Origin of the sequence: Rouxiella sp. Mn2063 (assembly GCF_049319665.1) — a bacterium.
GTDB lineage: Bacteria > Pseudomonadota > Gammaproteobacteria > Enterobacterales > Enterobacteriaceae > JBMOUD01.
In genome coordinates, this window is sequence record NZ_JBMOUD010000003.1 from 77,422 (window position 1) to 93,252 (window position 15,831).

The 15,831-nt window shown below is 46.5% G+C and carries 13 protein-coding genes; all 13 read left to right on the forward strand.

Features of this window, described 5'->3' with window-relative positions; translation table 11 throughout:
- The first annotated feature begins 152 nt into the window (after window positions 1-152).
- The 13 genes from serC to ACL9RG_RS05815 all read left to right on the forward strand — a co-directional run bounded on the left by serC (window position 153) and on the right by ACL9RG_RS05815 (window position 15,831).
- Window positions 153-1,238 (forward strand): 3-phosphoserine/phosphohydroxythreonine transaminase, encoded by a 1,086-nt coding sequence (gene serC, locus ACL9RG_RS05755; RefSeq protein ID WP_422791648.1) that lies wholly within the window; start codon window positions 153-155, stop codon window positions 1,236-1,238.
- A 198-nt stretch (window positions 1,239-1,436) separates the two neighbouring features.
- Window positions 1,437-2,720 carry a 3-phosphoshikimate 1-carboxyvinyltransferase gene (gene aroA / locus ACL9RG_RS05760; RefSeq protein WP_422791649.1) on the forward strand — a complete coding sequence of 428 codons (1,284 nt, stop codon included), beginning with the start codon at window positions 1,437-1,439 and terminating at the stop codon, window positions 2,718-2,720.
- Window positions 2,721-3,036: 316 nt separating this feature from the next.
- The gene (cmk, locus tag ACL9RG_RS05765; RefSeq protein ID WP_422791650.1) at window positions 3,037-3,732 is read left to right on the forward strand and encodes a (d)CMP kinase; all 696 of its coding nucleotides are present in this window, start codon (window positions 3,037-3,039) and stop codon (window positions 3,730-3,732) included.
- A 155-nt stretch (window positions 3,733-3,887) separates the two neighbouring features.
- Entirely contained in the window at window positions 3,888-5,567 is a 1,680-nt protein-coding gene (gene rpsA, locus ACL9RG_RS05770) for a 30S ribosomal protein S1 (protein ID WP_422791963.1), read from the forward strand.
- 60 nt (window positions 5,568-5,627) lie between these two features.
- Window positions 5,628-5,912 (forward strand): integration host factor subunit beta, encoded by a 285-nt coding sequence (gene ihfB, locus ACL9RG_RS05775; protein WP_422791651.1) that lies wholly within the window; start codon window positions 5,628-5,630, stop codon window positions 5,910-5,912.
- Between the two features lie 262 nt (window positions 5,913-6,174).
- Window positions 6,175-8,475: a DNA internalization-related competence protein ComEC/Rec2 gene (locus tag ACL9RG_RS05780; RefSeq protein ID WP_422791652.1), complete on the forward strand. Its 2,301-nt coding sequence runs from the start codon at window positions 6,175-6,177 to the stop codon at window positions 8,473-8,475.
- A gap of 36 nt (window positions 8,476-8,511) precedes the next feature.
- Entirely contained in the window at window positions 8,512-10,260 is a 1,749-nt protein-coding gene (gene msbA / locus ACL9RG_RS05785; RefSeq protein ID WP_422791653.1) for a lipid A ABC transporter ATP-binding protein/permease MsbA, read from the forward strand.
- Window positions 10,257-11,240, forward strand: coding sequence for a tetraacyldisaccharide 4'-kinase (lpxK, locus tag ACL9RG_RS05790; protein ID WP_422791654.1), 984 nt, complete (start codon window positions 10,257-10,259; stop codon window positions 11,238-11,240). The genes msbA and lpxK overlap by 4 nt, the downstream gene beginning before the upstream one ends.
- 864 nt (window positions 11,241-12,104) lie before the next feature.
- Window positions 12,105-12,317 carry a cold-shock protein gene (locus tag ACL9RG_RS05795; RefSeq protein ID WP_422791655.1) on the forward strand — a complete coding sequence of 71 codons (213 nt, stop codon included), beginning with the start codon at window positions 12,105-12,107 and terminating at the stop codon, window positions 12,315-12,317.
- 141 nt (window positions 12,318-12,458) lie between these two features.
- A complete protein-coding gene (locus ACL9RG_RS05800; protein ID WP_422791656.1) occupies window positions 12,459-13,688 on the forward strand; it encodes a winged helix-turn-helix domain-containing protein in 1,230 nt (409 codons plus the stop codon).
- A gap of 123 nt (window positions 13,689-13,811) precedes the next feature.
- The gene (locus tag ACL9RG_RS05805; protein WP_422791657.1) at window positions 13,812-13,994 is read left to right on the forward strand and encodes a Trm112 family protein; all 183 of its coding nucleotides are present in this window, start codon (window positions 13,812-13,814) and stop codon (window positions 13,992-13,994) included.
- The gene (gene kdsB / locus ACL9RG_RS05810) at window positions 13,991-14,752 is read left to right on the forward strand and encodes a 3-deoxy-manno-octulosonate cytidylyltransferase (RefSeq protein ID WP_422791658.1); all 762 of its coding nucleotides are present in this window, start codon (window positions 13,991-13,993) and stop codon (window positions 14,750-14,752) included. Before ACL9RG_RS05805 ends, kdsB begins: the two co-directional genes overlap by 4 nt.
- Window positions 14,753-14,937: 185 nt before the next feature.
- The gene (locus ACL9RG_RS05815; RefSeq protein WP_422791659.1) at window positions 14,938-15,831 is read left to right on the forward strand and encodes a YcbJ family phosphotransferase; all 894 of its coding nucleotides are present in this window, start codon (window positions 14,938-14,940) and stop codon (window positions 15,829-15,831) included.

The window sequence follows — 15,831 nt, forward strand, 5'->3', positions numbered from 1 at the left end:
CCCTGCATTCTGGCAGGTTATAACTTGGTTGCAAAACTGATAACGAATAACCGTTGCAGCGCGAGGTGTCGAGTGATAAAACCGATAGAATAAAGATGCAAAAACAAATCAGCTTTCAAGCAAATGGCTATTCAGCAAAGTGGTGAGGGGAAATGACTCAGGTTTATAATTTTAGTTCTGGTCCGGCAATGTTACCTGCCGAAGTATTACGTCGTGCCGAGCAAGAGTTGTGTAATTGGCACGGTCTTGGCACCTCGGTGATGGAAATCAGTCACCGCAGTAAGGAATTTATGCAGGTTGCAGAAGAGTCTGAAAGAGACATTCGCGAACTGATGAATATCCCCTCCAATTACAAAGTACTGTTTTGCCATGGCGGCGCACGTGCGCAATTTGCTGCAGTACCAATGAATTTGCTGGGTGACAAAGCGACGGCTGATTATATCGACGGCGGTTACTGGGCGCACAGCGCGGTTAAAGAAGCACAAAAATATTGTAAGCCGAACGTGATTGACGTCACGACCACCATTGATGGCAAGCGCGGCTTGTTGCCAATGAGCGAGTGGAAACTGAGCAAAGATGCGGCTTATGTGCATTACTGCCCGAACGAAACCATCGATGGTATTGCCATTGATGAAACGCCTGATTTTAGCGATAAAGTCGTCGTTGCTGACTTCTCATCGACCATCTTGTCCCGTCCTATCGATGTTAGCCGTTTTGGTGTGATTTACGCGGGGGCGCAGAAAAACATCGGCCCAGCAGGCCTGACGCTGGTTATCGTACGTGAAGATTTGCTGGGCAAAGCCAATAGCGCGCTGCCTTCAATTCTGGATTACAGTGTATTGGCGGAAAACGATTCCATGTTCAATACGCCACCGACCTTTGCCTGGTATTTGTCTGGCATGGTGTTCAAGTGGTTGAAAGAGCAGGGTGGTCTGCGTGAAATTGAAAAACGTAACCAGGCGAAAGCCGAGCTGCTGTATAGCACTATCGATAGTAGCGATTTCTATCGCAACCAAGTCGCCGCCTCTAACCGCTCTTGGATGAACGTTCCATTCCAATTGGCTGATTCTGAGCTGGATGCACTCTTCCTGAAAGAATCTTTGAACGTCGGTTTACATGCGCTAAAAGGTCACCGTGTTGTTGGCGGTATGCGCGCATCGATTTATAACGCGATGCCGTTCGAAGGTGTAAAAGCACTGACCGACTTTATGGTTGATTTCGAAAAACGCCACGGTTAAGTATTGAATGGTATAAGACGATGATTTTCATATAATGAGAATTATCGATTCAACCCCGGCAACTGACCGGGGTTATTTTATTATACCCGCCATATTTCAAGCTGTAGGGTTGCTTTGCCGCCTACCTGCATCTTGAAGTTTATTGGGTATGGAAAGTATTGTTTTGTTAGTAACGCTAATTGAAAAGATGGAGACGCTGTGGAAGCCCTGACCTTACAACCCGTTGCCGTAGTTAACGGGAGCATCAATTTACCCGGTTCTAAAAGCGTATCAAACCGAGCGCTATTGTTAGCCGCTTTTGCTCACGGAACGACGCGTCTGACCAACTTGTTGGACAGTGATGACGTTCGTCATATGCTTAATGCTTTGAAAGCATTAGGGGTAACCTACCGTTTGTCGGCGACGCGTACCGAATGTGAAATTGATGGGCTGGGCGGTATTTTTCCGCAGGCTAATGCACTCGAATTATTTTTAGGTAACGCGGGTACGGCGATGCGTCCTTTGGCTGCGGCGCTTTGTTTAGGCCAGCAGGATGTGATCCTTACCGGTGAGCCGCGCATGAAAGAGCGCCCAATTGGTCATCTGGTCGATGCATTGCGTTTAGGTGGTGCCAAGGTTGATTATCTTGAGCAGGAAGATTACCCGCCGGTACATTTGCACGGTGGCTATGTCGGCGGTGAAATCAGCATTGATGGTAGCGTATCGAGCCAGTTCCTGACTGCGTTACTGATGACTGCGCCATTAGCAACCTCAGATACGTTTATCCGCATCAAAGGTGATTTGGTTTCCAAGCCGTATATCGATATCACGCTGAATCTGATGAAAACCTTCGGTGTGGAAGTCATCAACGAAAATTACCAGCAATTCAATGTGCGTGGTCAGCAACGCTACCAATCTCCGGGTAATTATCTGGTTGAAGGCGATGCGTCTTCGGCGTCGTATTTCCTGGCCGCTGCTGCTATCAAAGGCGGCACAGTTCGCGTCACCGGTATTGGTAAAAACAGCATGCAGGGCGATATTCAGTTTGCTGATGTGTTGGAGAAAATGGGTGCAAAAATCACCTGGTCTGACGATTATATTGAATGTTCCCGTGGTGAATTAAACGGTATTGATATGGATATGAACCATATCCCTGATGCTGCAATGACCATCGCTGTTGCCGCGCTGTTTGCCAAAGGGCCAACGACGCTGCGCAATATTTATAACTGGCGGGTGAAAGAGACCGATCGTTTAGCGGCGATGGCGACTGAACTGCGCAAAGTAGGGGCCACAGTGGAAGAGGGCGAAGATTATATTCGTGTTGAACCACCGCGCACGTTGACCTTTGCAGAAATTGGTACTTACAACGATCACCGTATGGCGATGTGTTTCTCGCTGGTGGCGCTGTCAGATACGCCAGTGACGATTTTAGATCCTAAGTGCACCGCAAAAACTGTGCCTGACTACTTTGAGCGTTTAGCGTCAATCAGCACGCTGGCTTGAGTTGAACCGGTAATGCTCGATTGAAATATAAGGCCGCGACAGCGGCCTTTTTCATATCGGATGATAAGGGTATATGACTAAGTAATTTATTGTTAATGCTAAGTTTTACGATTTAGAGTGATATATGGCAATGAACGCTGGGCAATTTTTCAACTCGCCGTACTTAAGGTGCTATTTCCGCTGTGTCGGAGGATATTTTCTGCATCCAAAGCGCTCTGGGGTAACAGTTATCCTAACAGTGGCGTATAATACTGCCGCTGAATCCATCCCATTGGGTTAATGATGAGGGGTTTCCCCACCGAAAGGAGAGAAAATAATGCCTGTAGCTCCGGTGATAACCGTTGATGGGCCTAGCGGCGCGGGAAAAGGTACGCTATGTAAAGCACTAGCTGAGGTCTTTGGATGGCATTTGCTGGATTCTGGTGCTATTTATCGCGTGTTGGCATTGGCCGCATTGCACCATCAAGTCGACATTGCTTCTGAAGAGTCATTGGTACCGCTAGCCGCACATCTCGATGTTCGTTTTGTCGCTCAAGATGGGCAGTTAAAAGTGATTTTAGAAGGTGAGGATGTCAGCAATGAGATCCGCACTGAAACCGTGGGCAATACGGCTTCACAAGCAGCCGCATTCCCTCGTGTTCGTGAGGCGCTGTTGCGTCGTCAAAGGGCTTTTCGTGACATGCCGGGCTTGATTGCAGACGGTCGCGATATGGGAACAGTGGTCTTCCCTGATGCCCCGGTTAAAATTTTTCTCGATGCCAGCGCAGAAGAACGCGCAAAGAGACGCATGCTACAGTTGCAGGAGAAGGGCTTTAGTGTTAACTTTGACCGGCTTTTAGCCGAGATCAAAGAACGGGATGACCGGGATCGAAATCGAGCTATCGCCCCTTTGGTTGCCGCACCTGATGCGTTGCTGCTGGATTCAACCAGTATGTCTATCAACGTTGTCATTGAACGTGCGTTGGAACATGCCACTGAGATTTTAGGATTACCGCCGAAACTTCCGCGTTGATCTGCTGCGAAACAGGCACTGAATAATGATTCAGCGCCTGTTTTAGCTATAGTTTTTTTAACCTCGCCGCAAGGATTGTAGCGGGGCATTTGAAACAACCCCATCGAGCAGGATGCCAGATGGACGTTAAACTTAAGAAACTAAAGATTATCAATATGACTGAATCTTTTGCTCAACTCTTTGAAGAATCCTTAAAAACAATCGAAACCCGTCCAGGTTCCATCGTTCGTGGTGTTGTTGTGTCTATCGACAAAGACGTAGTACTGGTTGACGCCGGTCTGAAATCTGAGTCTGCAATCCCGGCAGAACAATTCAAAAACGCACAGGGCGAGCTGGAAATTCAGGTCGGTGACGAAGTTGATGTTGCGCTGGACGCTGTTGAAGACGGCTTCGGTGAAACTCTGCTGTCTCGTGAGAAAGCTAAACGTCATGAAGCATGGCTGATGCTGGAAAAAGCTTACGAAGAAGCTGCAACTGTTACCGGTGTTATCAACGGTAAAGTTAAAGGTGGTTTCACTGTTGAGCTGAACGGTATTCGTGCGTTCCTGCCAGGTTCACTGGTTGACGTGCGTCCGGTTCGCGACACGCTGCATCTCGAAGGCAAAGATCTTGAGTTCAAAGTCATCAAGCTGGACCAGAAACGCAACAACGTTGTTGTTTCTCGTCGTGCAGTAATTGAGTCTGAGAACAGCGCAGAGCGCGATCAACTGCTGGAAAACCTGCAGGAAGGCATGGAAGTTAAAGGTATCGTTAAGAACCTCACTGACTACGGTGCATTCGTTGATCTGGGCGGCGTTGACGGCCTGTTGCACATTACCGATATGGCTTGGAAACGCGTTAAGCACCCAAGCGAGATCGTCAATGTAGGCGATGAAATCACTGTTAAAGTTCTGAAATTTGACCGTGAGCGTACCCGTGTGTCTCTGGGTCTGAAACAGCTGGGCGAAGATCCTTGGGTCGCTATCGCTAAGCGTTACCCAGAAAGCACCAAGCTGACTGGCCGCGTAACTAACCTGACTGATTACGGCTGCTTCGTAGAAATCGAAGAAGGCGTTGAAGGTCTGGTTCACGTGTCTGAAATGGATTGGACTAACAAGAACATTCACCCATCTAAAGTTGTTAACGTTGGTGATGTTGTTGAAGTTATGGTTCTGGACATCGACGAAGAACGTCGTCGTATCTCCCTGGGCCTGAAACAGTGCAAATCTAACCCATGGCAGCTGTTTGCAGAAACCCACAACAAGAACGACCGTGTTGAAGGTAAAATCAAGTCTATCACTGACTTCGGTATCTTCATTGGTCTGGACGGCGGCATCGACGGCCTGGTTCACCTGTCTGACATCTCCTGGAACGTTGCAGGCGAAGAAGCAGTTCGTGACTACAAAAAAGGCGACGAAATCGCAGCTGTGGTCCTGCAAGTTGACGCAGAACGTGAGCGCATCTCCCTGGGCGTGAAACAACTGGCTGAAGATCCATTCAACAACTACCTGTCTGTGAACAAGAAAGGTACTATTGTTACTGGTAAAGTCACCGCAGTTGACGCTAAAGGTGCTACAGTTGAATTGGCAGGCGGCGTAGAAGGTTACCTGCGTGCTTCTGAAGCTTCTCGCGACCGTATTGAAGACGCAACTCTGGTTCTGAACGTTGGTGATGAAGTTGAAGCTAAATTCACTGGTGTTGACCGTAAGAACCGTGTTGTAAGCCTGTCCGTCCGTGCTAAGGACGAAGCAGATGAGAAAGATGCAATCGCTGTGGTTAACAACAAACCAACAGAAGAAGGCAACAACTTCTCTAACGCTATGGCTGAAGCATTCAAAGCGGCAAAAGGCGAGTAATAACGGGGAGCAGCGTTGCTGCTCCTATACGGTAGTTTAGCTGCAAAGCTTGGAGGTTATATGACCAAGTCTGAACTTATTGAAAGACTTGCAGGACAGCACTCTCATGTACCGGCGAAAGCCATTGAGGATGCCGTGAAAGAGATGCTTGAACATATGGCTGGAACTCTAGCCGATGGTGAGCGTATCGAGATCCGCGGGTTCGGCAGTTTTTCTCTTCACTACCGTGCTCCGCGTGTTGGGCGTAACCCAAAAACTGGTGACAAAGTTGAATTGGAAGGTAAATACGTTCCTCACTTCAAGCCAGGTAAAGAGTTACGCGATCGCGCGAACATTTATGGTTAAGGCTGTTGCCTGACATAAATGTCTGCCTATAGCGACATAAAACGGTGCCTTAATCGGCACCGTTTTTTTTGGCATTTTATAAATCTTTGCGAGAAGCCTCGACACCTTTCATTTGTCTCATTGTTAACCAACCCTATTTAATCAACACTTTAAAACATTGAACGTGGCAGGACGCCATTTGTCTCTATTTTAAAGGACTATGCCTATCAAATTATCACTCAGCCAATGCGCGGCAGCTATTTGCGTTGGAATCTTGCCCCTGATGATAATGCCGACGCTTCCAGGGTTAATGTTTTGCCTATTGATACTCACCATCGCTGTGATTGTTGCTCTGTATCCTCATCCATATTCGCGCCTACTGTTATTTGCCTCGCTCGGTTTTTTATGGGCAACGGCTAACGGTCATTTTTTACTGCAACAAACCAGGGTGTTATCAGGAAGCAATCAAGATGCGATTGTTACGATTAAAACGTTAAACCTACATCCACTAACGTTGCAAACACCTAACGCTCAAACCACGGATTTACAAAGCACAGAATTACAAGCTCCTGTATTACCAACGCCAGACAGACAGCATTTGCGTTTAGTTTTATATCAACTCAATGGTAAGCGTATTTTCCCACCCATTGGCGTGATGGCTTCTAGTGAGAAGTTGAATCAGCCATTTTGTGCTGGTCAGCGTTGGCATATGAAAATCGACCTTCGCCCGATGCACAGCCAATTAAATAGCGGTGGATTTGATGGGCAAAGATGGGCGGTTGCCAATCGCTTTACGCTCAGCGGCCGTATTCGTTCCGCTGAGCTCATTGACGGTCGGTGTTCTGGGCGTCAGAGGGTCGTGACTAAAATACAGCAACAACTGGCAGAACGACCTTATGCATCGGTGATCATTGCCTTGGCATTTGGCGATATGTCATTAGTTAATACATCGCTTAATCAAGCATTACGTCAGACCGCAACGGCGCATCTGATGGCGATTGCCGGGTTACATATAGGTATTGCTGCGTTTATCGGCTGGGTGCTGGCGCGCGGCATACAACGGCTATTGCCATCAAAGTGGATTGATTACCGCTTTCCGATTGTGATCAGTTGGATGGCGGCGCTTTATTACACGTGGTTATCTGGCATGAATCCACCGGCAGTGCGTGCTGCTCTGGCGATCTCGGTATGGATCATGTTGCGGCTACTTAAGTTACGTTGCCATTCATGGCAGGTGTGGCTGTGGGTGGTGGCATTACTATTATTAGGTGACCCGCTGGCGGTGATCTCTGATAGTTTTTGGTTATCTTGTTTTGCCGTTGCCGGGTTAATTTTTTGGTTTCAGTGGGCTCCCTTACCGCGATTTTTCAGCAGAAGCTGGTATTGGGGATGGGTACGTTGGATACATTTGGAGATAGCGACAACCATCCTATTATTGCCGATGCAGATATGGATATTTCATGGAATCAACGCGCTCTCTTTTTTTGCTAATTTGTGGGCGGTTCCTATCGTCTCGCTACTGACAATACCATTGATATTATTTGCTTTATTGCTAAATACTCTGCCAGATATTGTATTTTCATCATTGATCAATCTTTGCTGGTGGCTTTCCGATCGCACATTAGCCCTGGCTTTTAGCGGTGTTTTTGTCTTTAAGGGATATTGGCTGAATGTGGCATCAACAACGCTGGGAGTCAGTATTTTAGGTTGGGCTTTGGTCATTGTATGGCGAATGGGATGGCTCGGTTCTCATCCTATTGCGGTGATGACAACGTTGGCGCTTGCTGGAGTTTATGGAACCAGCGCGGAAAAAGAGAACTGGCGAGTCGATGTGCTGGATGTCGGCCACGGTCTGGCGATATTGATAGCCAAAAATGGGCGAGGAGTGCTTTACGATACAGGAGACCGCTGGGAGACTGGTTCACAGGCTGAAAATCAAATTTTGCCTTATCTACGGTGGAAAAACATCAGTCTGGAACATATCGTCATTAGCCATAGCGATCGTGACCATAACGGCGGAACGGAAATTATTCACGCGGCTTATCCGCAGGCAAAACTCCACACTTCTTTCCTTGGTAATTTACCCTGTAAACAAGGGGTAGTCTGGCATTGGCAGAACCTTAAGTTTGATGTGCTTTGGCCCCCTCGTCAGCCGCTTCGTGCAGGCAATGATGATAGCTGTGTTGTACGCGTCACGGATGGTCAATTTAGTGTGTTACTTACCGGCGATATTGAGAAAAAGACAGAAAGTCAGCTAGTAATGCAATATGGACAACGACTGCGCTCGACGATATTACAGGTGCCGCATCACGGCAGTAATACATCATCAACCGGGCCTTTTTTACGGACAGTTCGCCCCAATGTTGCTATTGCGTCTGCTTCACGATTCAATGTCTGGCACCTGCCAGCAGAAAAAGTGAAACAATTTTATAAGAAAAATCGCATCCCTTGGTACGATACATCGCACTCAGGACAGCTCTCTGTGTATTTTTTCGACGACAATTGGTTAATTAAAGGTCTGAGGCGTGAATTAATGCCTCGTTGGTATCACCAGTGGTTTGGTGTTGGAGATGATAATGAGTAGAATAGGCCGCTGTTTATTTCACTGCTGGTTAATTGCATGATGAATGATAAAGATCTCTCCACCTGGCAGACATTCCGTCGCCTCTGGCCGATGATCACGCCTTTTAAAGCCGGGCTTATTGCTGCGGCTATTGCACTAGTGGTTAATGCTGCTGGTGATACCCTCATGCTATCGCTATTGAAGCCTTTGCTTGATGACGGTTTTGGTAAAGCAGACCGCTCAATATTGCTTTGGATGCCGCTGGCAGTAATTGGCTTGATGCTGGTGCGCGGGGTAAGTAGTTATATCTCTAGTTACTGCATCTCTTGGGTATCCGGTAAAGTGGTTATGCAGATGCGTCGTCGTCTGTTTGGTCACATGATGAGAATGCCTGTTTCCTTCTTTGACCAACAATCGACGGGAACACTGCTATCACGTATTACCTACGATTCAGAGCAGGTTGCTTCATCGTCTTCTAGTGCACTGGTTACCGTTGTGCGCGAAGGCGCATCGATTATCGGTTTATTTGTCATGATGTTTTACTATAGCTGGCAGCTGTCAGTTATTTTGATCGTCATTGCCCCGATTGTATCTATCGTTATGCGTTTGGTTTCCAAGCGTTTTCGTAATATCAGCAAAACGATGCAGAACACCATGGGGCATGTGACAACCAGCGCCGAGCAGATGCTGAAAGGTCATAAAGAAGTGTTGATCTTTGGTGGGCAGAAAGTCGAGACCGAGCGTTTTGACCAAGTGAGCAATCACATGCGTCAGCAGGGAATGAGAATGGTGTCTGCCTCTTCTATTTCTGACCCTATCATCCAGTTGATTGCCTCATTAGCATTGGCATTTGTACTTTATGCGGCGAGCTTCCCATCTGTTATGGATACTCTGACTGCCGGCAGCATCACTGTTGTTTTCTCATCAATGATTGCATTGATGCGTCCATTGAAGTCACTAACTAACGTTAATGCCCAATTCCAGCGCGGCATGGCGGCCTGCCAAACTCTGTTCACCATCTTGGATCTGGAACAGGAGAAGGATGAAGGAACTCGAACTATTGCTCGTGCGAAAGGTGATATCGAGTTTCGTGATGTCACGTTCTCCTATAACAACAGAGATGTACCTGCATTGAAAGATGTCTCTTTCAGTATTCCTGCGGGTAAAACTGTTGCCTTGGTTGGGCGCTCTGGTTCTGGTAAATCGACAATTGCTAACCTTTTAACGCGTTTTTATGACATCCAGAAAGGCGAAATTCTATTGGATGGCTACGATTTACGTGAATACACTTTATCGTCATTGCGCGATCAGGTGGCATTAGTGTCACAAAACGTGCATTTGTTTAATGACACCATTGCCAACAATATTGCCTATGCGCGTAATGAAACTTATACCCGTGAAGAAGTCGAGAAAGCCGCGACTATGGCTTATGCGATGGACTTTATTAGTAAAATGGATCACGGGTTAGACACGGTTATTGGTGAGAATGGTGTGTTGTTGTCCGGTGGACAGCGCCAACGTATTGCGATTGCTCGTGCCTTGTTACGTGATTCACCGGTACTGATCCTTGATGAAGCGACCTCTGCGCTGGATACAGAATCCGAACGTGCTATTCAGTCTGCGCTAGACGAGCTGCAGAAAAACCGTACTTCCCTGGTCATTGCTCACCGTCTTTCGACCATTGAAAGCGCTGATGAAATTTTGGTTGTGGAAGATGGCCGTGTTGTCGAGCGTGGTACCCATTCTGATTTGCTGGAGCAACGCGGCGCTTACGCGCAATTGCATCGGATGCAGTTTGGGCAATGATTGAGCGTATCTGGTCTGGCCGATCCTTACTTTACCTGCTGCTATTGCCGCTGGCATGGTTGTATGGTTTGGCCACCTGGATATTACGCGGTTGCTATCGACTTGGATTGAAAAAAAGCTGGCGTGCGCCGCTACCTATTGTGATTGTGGGAAATCTCACCGCAGGCGGTAACGGCAAAACGCCGGTTGTTATTTGGCTAGTTGAACATTTACAGCGTCGTGGCATCCGGGTTGGCGTGGTGTCTCGCGGTTACGGTGGTAAAGCGGAGCGCTACCCATTAGTGCTTGATCAAACTACCACGACCGATCGGGCAGGTGATGAACCAGTATTGATTTATCAACGTACCGGGGCGCCTGTTGCGGTTTCTCCTGCTCGCTCTGATGCCGTTAAAGCTTTACTCGCCGAAGGTTCGTTGGATTTGATCATCACCGATGATGGATTACAACATTATGCTCTACAGCGTGATTTTGAAATTGTCGTCATTGATGGTGTAAGGCGCTTTGGGAATGGCCATTGGCTACCTGCGGGGCCAATGCGTGAGCGAGAATCACGCTTGCATAGTGTTGACGCTGTCATCACTAATGGTGGTCATGCTCAATCGGGTGAAATTGCGATGTCCTTACAGCCAGGATTAGCAGTTAATTTAGTTTCCGGTGAGCACCGTATGGCGTCTCAACTGACAGATGTTGTTGCTATGGCTGGTATTGGTCATCCTCCTCGTTTCTTTACCACATTAAAACAGCAAGGTGTTATCACCGTAAATAATGTGGCATTTGCCGATCACCAGCCTTATCAGCTCACTCAACTCCAAGCGCTTACCAAGGATGAACAGACACTATTAATGACGGAAAAGGACGCCGTAAAGTGTCGCGCCTTTGCGCAGAATAACTGGTGGTATCTGCCTGTTGATGCCAGGTTGATGGAACCGCTATCAAATCAACTGATTGAAAGCATTGTGGCGTTATGTGCTAAAAATTAACATTATTCTTGGCTAGCGTTGTGTTTCTTACGTGATGTATTTGAATTTTTTGATATCTCATTTTATTGATTTTTATATAAAAAATACCACCATCAAAAATCGTTTAAAAAAATGCATTTTATTTCTTGCTATTTACTACATAACATGAGTAAATGCAGTCAGCGTTGTGATACAACGCTATTTATGTACGAGTTAAGTTGTTCTCCCAAACGTTATCTAGATAGTCATCTGATTCCGCTTCAAAGAAGAACCTTCCAAAGCACCGCTCATAAGTAATATTTTTGAACAATCTAATATCTACGTTGTCTTATGACAAGGTTAATAATATCTGCAGATATTATTAAGAATATGGATCGGTTTTTAAATTTAATTAAAACGACAGTTTTAATCTAACTTAGCAATATATCCAAAATAATTGGAGTTGCATCAGGACGGCAAAGGAGTGCATCTCGATGAGCTTACTGTGGTCAGCGATTCGGGTAAGTCACTGCAGCCAACGCAGAGGCAACATCAAATATAACGGATATAAGTGGTAAAAGTAGAGTCGTGCATTTTGTCATCGTAATACATAAGTTAAAAGTATTGGTAGAACAGCCAATGTTAATTTAGATTTTTTACGATAATCTGAGCGTGCTTTGTTCAGAATGTGGCAGTCATCTGGCAAGAGCGAAAATGAAAGCTGTTGTTATGTGGCTTAAAGATAAGAATTATCTTTGTTTATCACTAAAAAATAGATAGTCACATTATGTGGCTAGGTTAATCTGCTCATAAGAGGTTTTTGATAAAGACAACTTTAGTATGGGCTCTCGCATCCGAACAATAATAAAAAGCGTTCATGGATGCCCAAAGTAAAGGATTTTAAATATGATGTTAAAAATGGGTTTAGTAAAATGGTTCAATCAAGCTAAGGGTTATGGATTTATTTCTCCTCTTGATGGCTCTAGTGAGATTTACGTTAATCGTAATTCTATTGCGAATACACGTAATAAATCTCTTAATGCCGGTCAAAGCGTAGAGTTTACCGTATACAATAGCGCGGTACACGGCCCTGCAGCTGCAGATGTGATTGCGTTCTAAGGTTTGATGTTGTTCCCCAACCTGCAAAAAGCAACATTGCTAGCAGGTTAAAATAACTTGTCGATATCCATAGATTTAAGTTTGATGATGCTTTAATTGTACTCTTCTATGTCATCAACTTTATTATTTACGGGTATCGATATGTCTCTCCCGCTTCTATCCCTGACCTCTGCACGAGTGCTACATCTTGCTGCTCAGCAACTTCAACAGACTGCCAAAAAAACTGCAAAACCTGACGATGTACTCACCTGCATTCAGGCCATGGGTTTGCTACAAATCGACACCATCAGCGTTGTCGCACGTAGCCCCTATTTAGTTCTGTTTAGCCGGTTAGGACAGTACCCTTTGACATGGCTTGATGGCGCTTTGGCAAATGGACAGCTCTTTGAGTATTGGGCGCATGAAGCTTGTTTTATTCCAATCGAACAATATTCTTTGTTTCGTCATCGTATGCTGGATCCCACTAATATGGGATGGAAATATTCTCAGTCATGGGTAGATGACTATCAGCAGGATCTCAACGAACTCGTTGCCTTTATTGAAAAAAATGGCCCGGTAAGATCGGCTGATTTTAAAGCACCGGCACGCCAAGGAAATGGGTGGTGGAATTGGAAACCGCATAAGAAGCATTTGGAAATGTTGTTTACGGCTGGTGAGCTGATGGTTCGCGAACGGAAAAACTTCCAACGGGTCTACGATCTCCGACAACGGATACTTCCGTACTGGAACGATGAGAGGGATAGTCTGAATCAGCAAGATGCGCAAACAATCATGCTACAACGTTCAGCTCGTGCATTAGGGATTTTTAAAGCCGAGTGGCTTGCGGATTATTATCGTCTGAAAGGTGTGAAACCTCAGGCTATTCTGACCCGATGGCTAGACGCTGGTGAAGTCATGGCCGTGAATGTGGAAGGTATTGAAGGGCCGATGTATTTGCATAATAGCCTCTATTCTATGCTAGATAATGCTCAGCAAGGCAAATTGACCAGCAATGTTACAACGCTGCTTTCTCCGTTTGATCCCGTAGTATGGGATAGACGTCGTGCCTTATCACTGTTTGATTTCGATTACCGTTTAGAATGTTATACGCCAGAAGCCAAGCGTCAGTACGGTTACTTTACCTTACCTATTTTACTTCGGGGTGAGTTAATAGGCAGAACCGATGTAAAAATGCACCGCAAGCAGGGCGTGCTGGAAATAAAAAGCCTTTACCTCCAACCAAATGTTATGCCCAGCTCAAGGCAAATTAAAGATATAACGGGTGCTATCACTCGTTTTGCCCGCTGGCATAATGCTAAACAGATTACCATCGGCAATGTGCCCGCTGCGCTAGCGGTGCACTGGGGAGCTGGTTGGTTATTAGCTGATTGATAAGGGGATAGCTAACGGCGATGTTTGTGTTGTGCTATTCTCTGCCACCATAGTGCAGCTGACCGTAAATGGGCGGCTGGCAAAAATGGCTACTTTGCAGATTAGTGTCCTTCGGGAGGAAAAATGGATCATCGTTTACTAGAAATCGTCGCTTGTCCGGTTTGCACCGGAAAACTTTATTTTAATAAAGAATCTCAAGAGCTGGTATGCAAGGTTGACGGTCTGGCTTATCCGGTCCGTGATGGCATTCCGGTTTTGTTAGAAGTTGAAGCTCGTTCTCTGTCGGCTGACGAGATACATCCATGAGTTTCATTGCCATCATTCCTGCACGTTTTGCTTCCAGCCGGCTGCCAGGCAAACCTCTGGCGGATATCAACGGCAAACCTATGATCATTCATGTCATGGAACGCGCCCTTGAATCGGGTGCGGACCGCGTTATTGTCGCGACCGATCATGCCGATGTTGTTGCCGCCGTTGAGGCTGCTGGTGGAGAAGTCTGCTTAACTCGTGCCGATCATCAGTCGGGTACAGAGCGTTTGGCGGAAGTTATCGAGCGCTATGGTTTTGCTGATGACGATATTATCGTCAATGTTCAAGGCGATGAGCCACTTATCCCGGCAGTTATCGTTCGTCAAGTGGCTGAGAATCTGGCATCTTGTGATGCCGGCATGGCAACATTAGCAGTGCCGATAGAGAGCGCTGAAGAAGCATTTAACCCTAATGCCGTCAAAGTCGTAATGGATGCTCAAGGTTATGCGCTTTATTTCTCACGTGCGACTATCCCGTGGGAACGTGAGCGTTTTGCCAAATCAAAAGATCAGGTTGGCGATTGCTTCCTGCGCCATATCGGCATTTATGCTTATCGCGCTGGGTTTGTGCGCCGTTATGTCACCTGGGAGCCGAGTGTGCTTGAGCAAATTGAGCTTCTGGAGCAGCTGCGCGTACTATGGTACGGCGAGAAAATCCACGTGGCGGTTGCTAAGGCCATCCCATCTGTTGGCGTCGATACGCCAGAAGATCTGGCACGTGTTCGCGCTATCTTTGCAAATAATACAGACAACTAACCATTATCAATTTCGGTCGATATTATTAACGGAATGCCTTTTAAGCATTCCGTTTTTCTTTTCTGCTTCCAAACTCTATACGGCAAATCTGCAACTCTTTATCTATTTTTCTTTGATCTAAAACGGAGAAATTGCGACTCGATGGTTCCATGATAGACCTAATTTGGGGTCAGGGAGTTTTCTTTATGGAACAGCTAAAAACAGAGTTGAGCATTGTGCTGGGCGAAAGGCTTTCTCGGCTAGAGCGCGTGAGTGAACAACCTTATGCCCATTTATTTGCCCTGTATGATGAGCAAGGTTATGCGATGCCGCTACTTGCTAAAAGCTTTACGTGCACGGGTATTGCCGCCCAAGAAGCCTATAAGCTTTCGATGTTGGCTCGCGATGGTTATGTTCGTCTGCCGACAGTTTATGGCGTGGTCACTTCGCATCAGGCACCCTATAAAGAAATTCTTCTTATTGAGCGCATGAGGGGAGTGAGTGCGGAAGCTCCTGCTCGAACGCCTGAACGCTGGGCATTGCTTATGGATCAAATCGTCGAGTCTTTATTGGCCTGGCATCGAATCGATAGCCATGGTGTGGTTGGTACAGTTGATAGCATGCAGGAAAACGGCTGGGCGAACTGGTATAGCCAACGTATTGAGGTGCTATGGTCGACGGTGATTAATCTTAACCATCACCTGCTGTCATCAGAAGATAAAACAGTACTTTACCGTTCTCGTGCTGCTCTGGGAGCATTGTTTACCGATTTTAACGATAGTGCCGTTTTGGTTCATGGCAATCTCTCACTGCGGTGTTTACTTAAAGATTCGCGCAGCGACCAATTACTGGCGATGATCAATCCTGGCACCGTACTTTGGGCGCCGCGAGAATTTGAGCTTTTCCGCCTTTGGGAAAGTGGTATGAGCGAACAATTACTGTTTAGCTATTTGCAAAAAGCGCCGGTTAGTGAGTCGTTTATGGCCCGGCGCTGGCTATATCTGATGTGGGAGGCGATCTCTCATCTCATCCACACCGGTAAATTGGAGCGCGAGCAATTTGATCATGCACGTCACCAACTTTTACCTTGGCTAGAGTAG

Coding starts and splice junctions, on each gene's coding strand:
- ACL9RG_RS05815 (WP_422791659.1), top strand. CDS start 14,938: ATGGAACAGCTAAAAACAGAGTTGAGCATTGTGCTGGGCGAAAGGCTT.
- msbA (WP_422791653.1), top strand. CDS start 8,512: ATGATGAATGATAAAGATCTCTCCACCTGGCAGACATTCCGTCGCCTC.
- serC (WP_422791648.1), top strand. CDS start 153: ATGACTCAGGTTTATAATTTTAGTTCTGGTCCGGCAATGTTACCTGCC.
- ACL9RG_RS05805 (WP_422791657.1), top strand. CDS start 13,812: ATGGATCATCGTTTACTAGAAATCGTCGCTTGTCCGGTTTGCACCGGA.
- lpxK (WP_422791654.1), top strand. CDS start 10,257: ATGATTGAGCGTATCTGGTCTGGCCGATCCTTACTTTACCTGCTGCTA.
- ihfB (WP_422791651.1), top strand. CDS start 5,628: ATGACCAAGTCTGAACTTATTGAAAGACTTGCAGGACAGCACTCTCAT.
- rpsA (WP_422791963.1), top strand. CDS start 3,888: ATGACTGAATCTTTTGCTCAACTCTTTGAAGAATCCTTAAAAACAATC.
- cmk (WP_422791650.1), top strand. CDS start 3,037: ATGCCTGTAGCTCCGGTGATAACCGTTGATGGGCCTAGCGGCGCGGGA.
- ACL9RG_RS05795 (WP_422791655.1), top strand. CDS start 12,105: ATGATGTTAAAAATGGGTTTAGTAAAATGGTTCAATCAAGCTAAGGGT.
- kdsB (WP_422791658.1), top strand. CDS start 13,991: ATGAGTTTCATTGCCATCATTCCTGCACGTTTTGCTTCCAGCCGGCTG.
- ACL9RG_RS05780 (WP_422791652.1), top strand. CDS start 6,175: ATGATAATGCCGACGCTTCCAGGGTTAATGTTTTGCCTATTGATACTC.
- ACL9RG_RS05800 (WP_422791656.1), top strand. CDS start 12,459: ATGTCTCTCCCGCTTCTATCCCTGACCTCTGCACGAGTGCTACATCTT.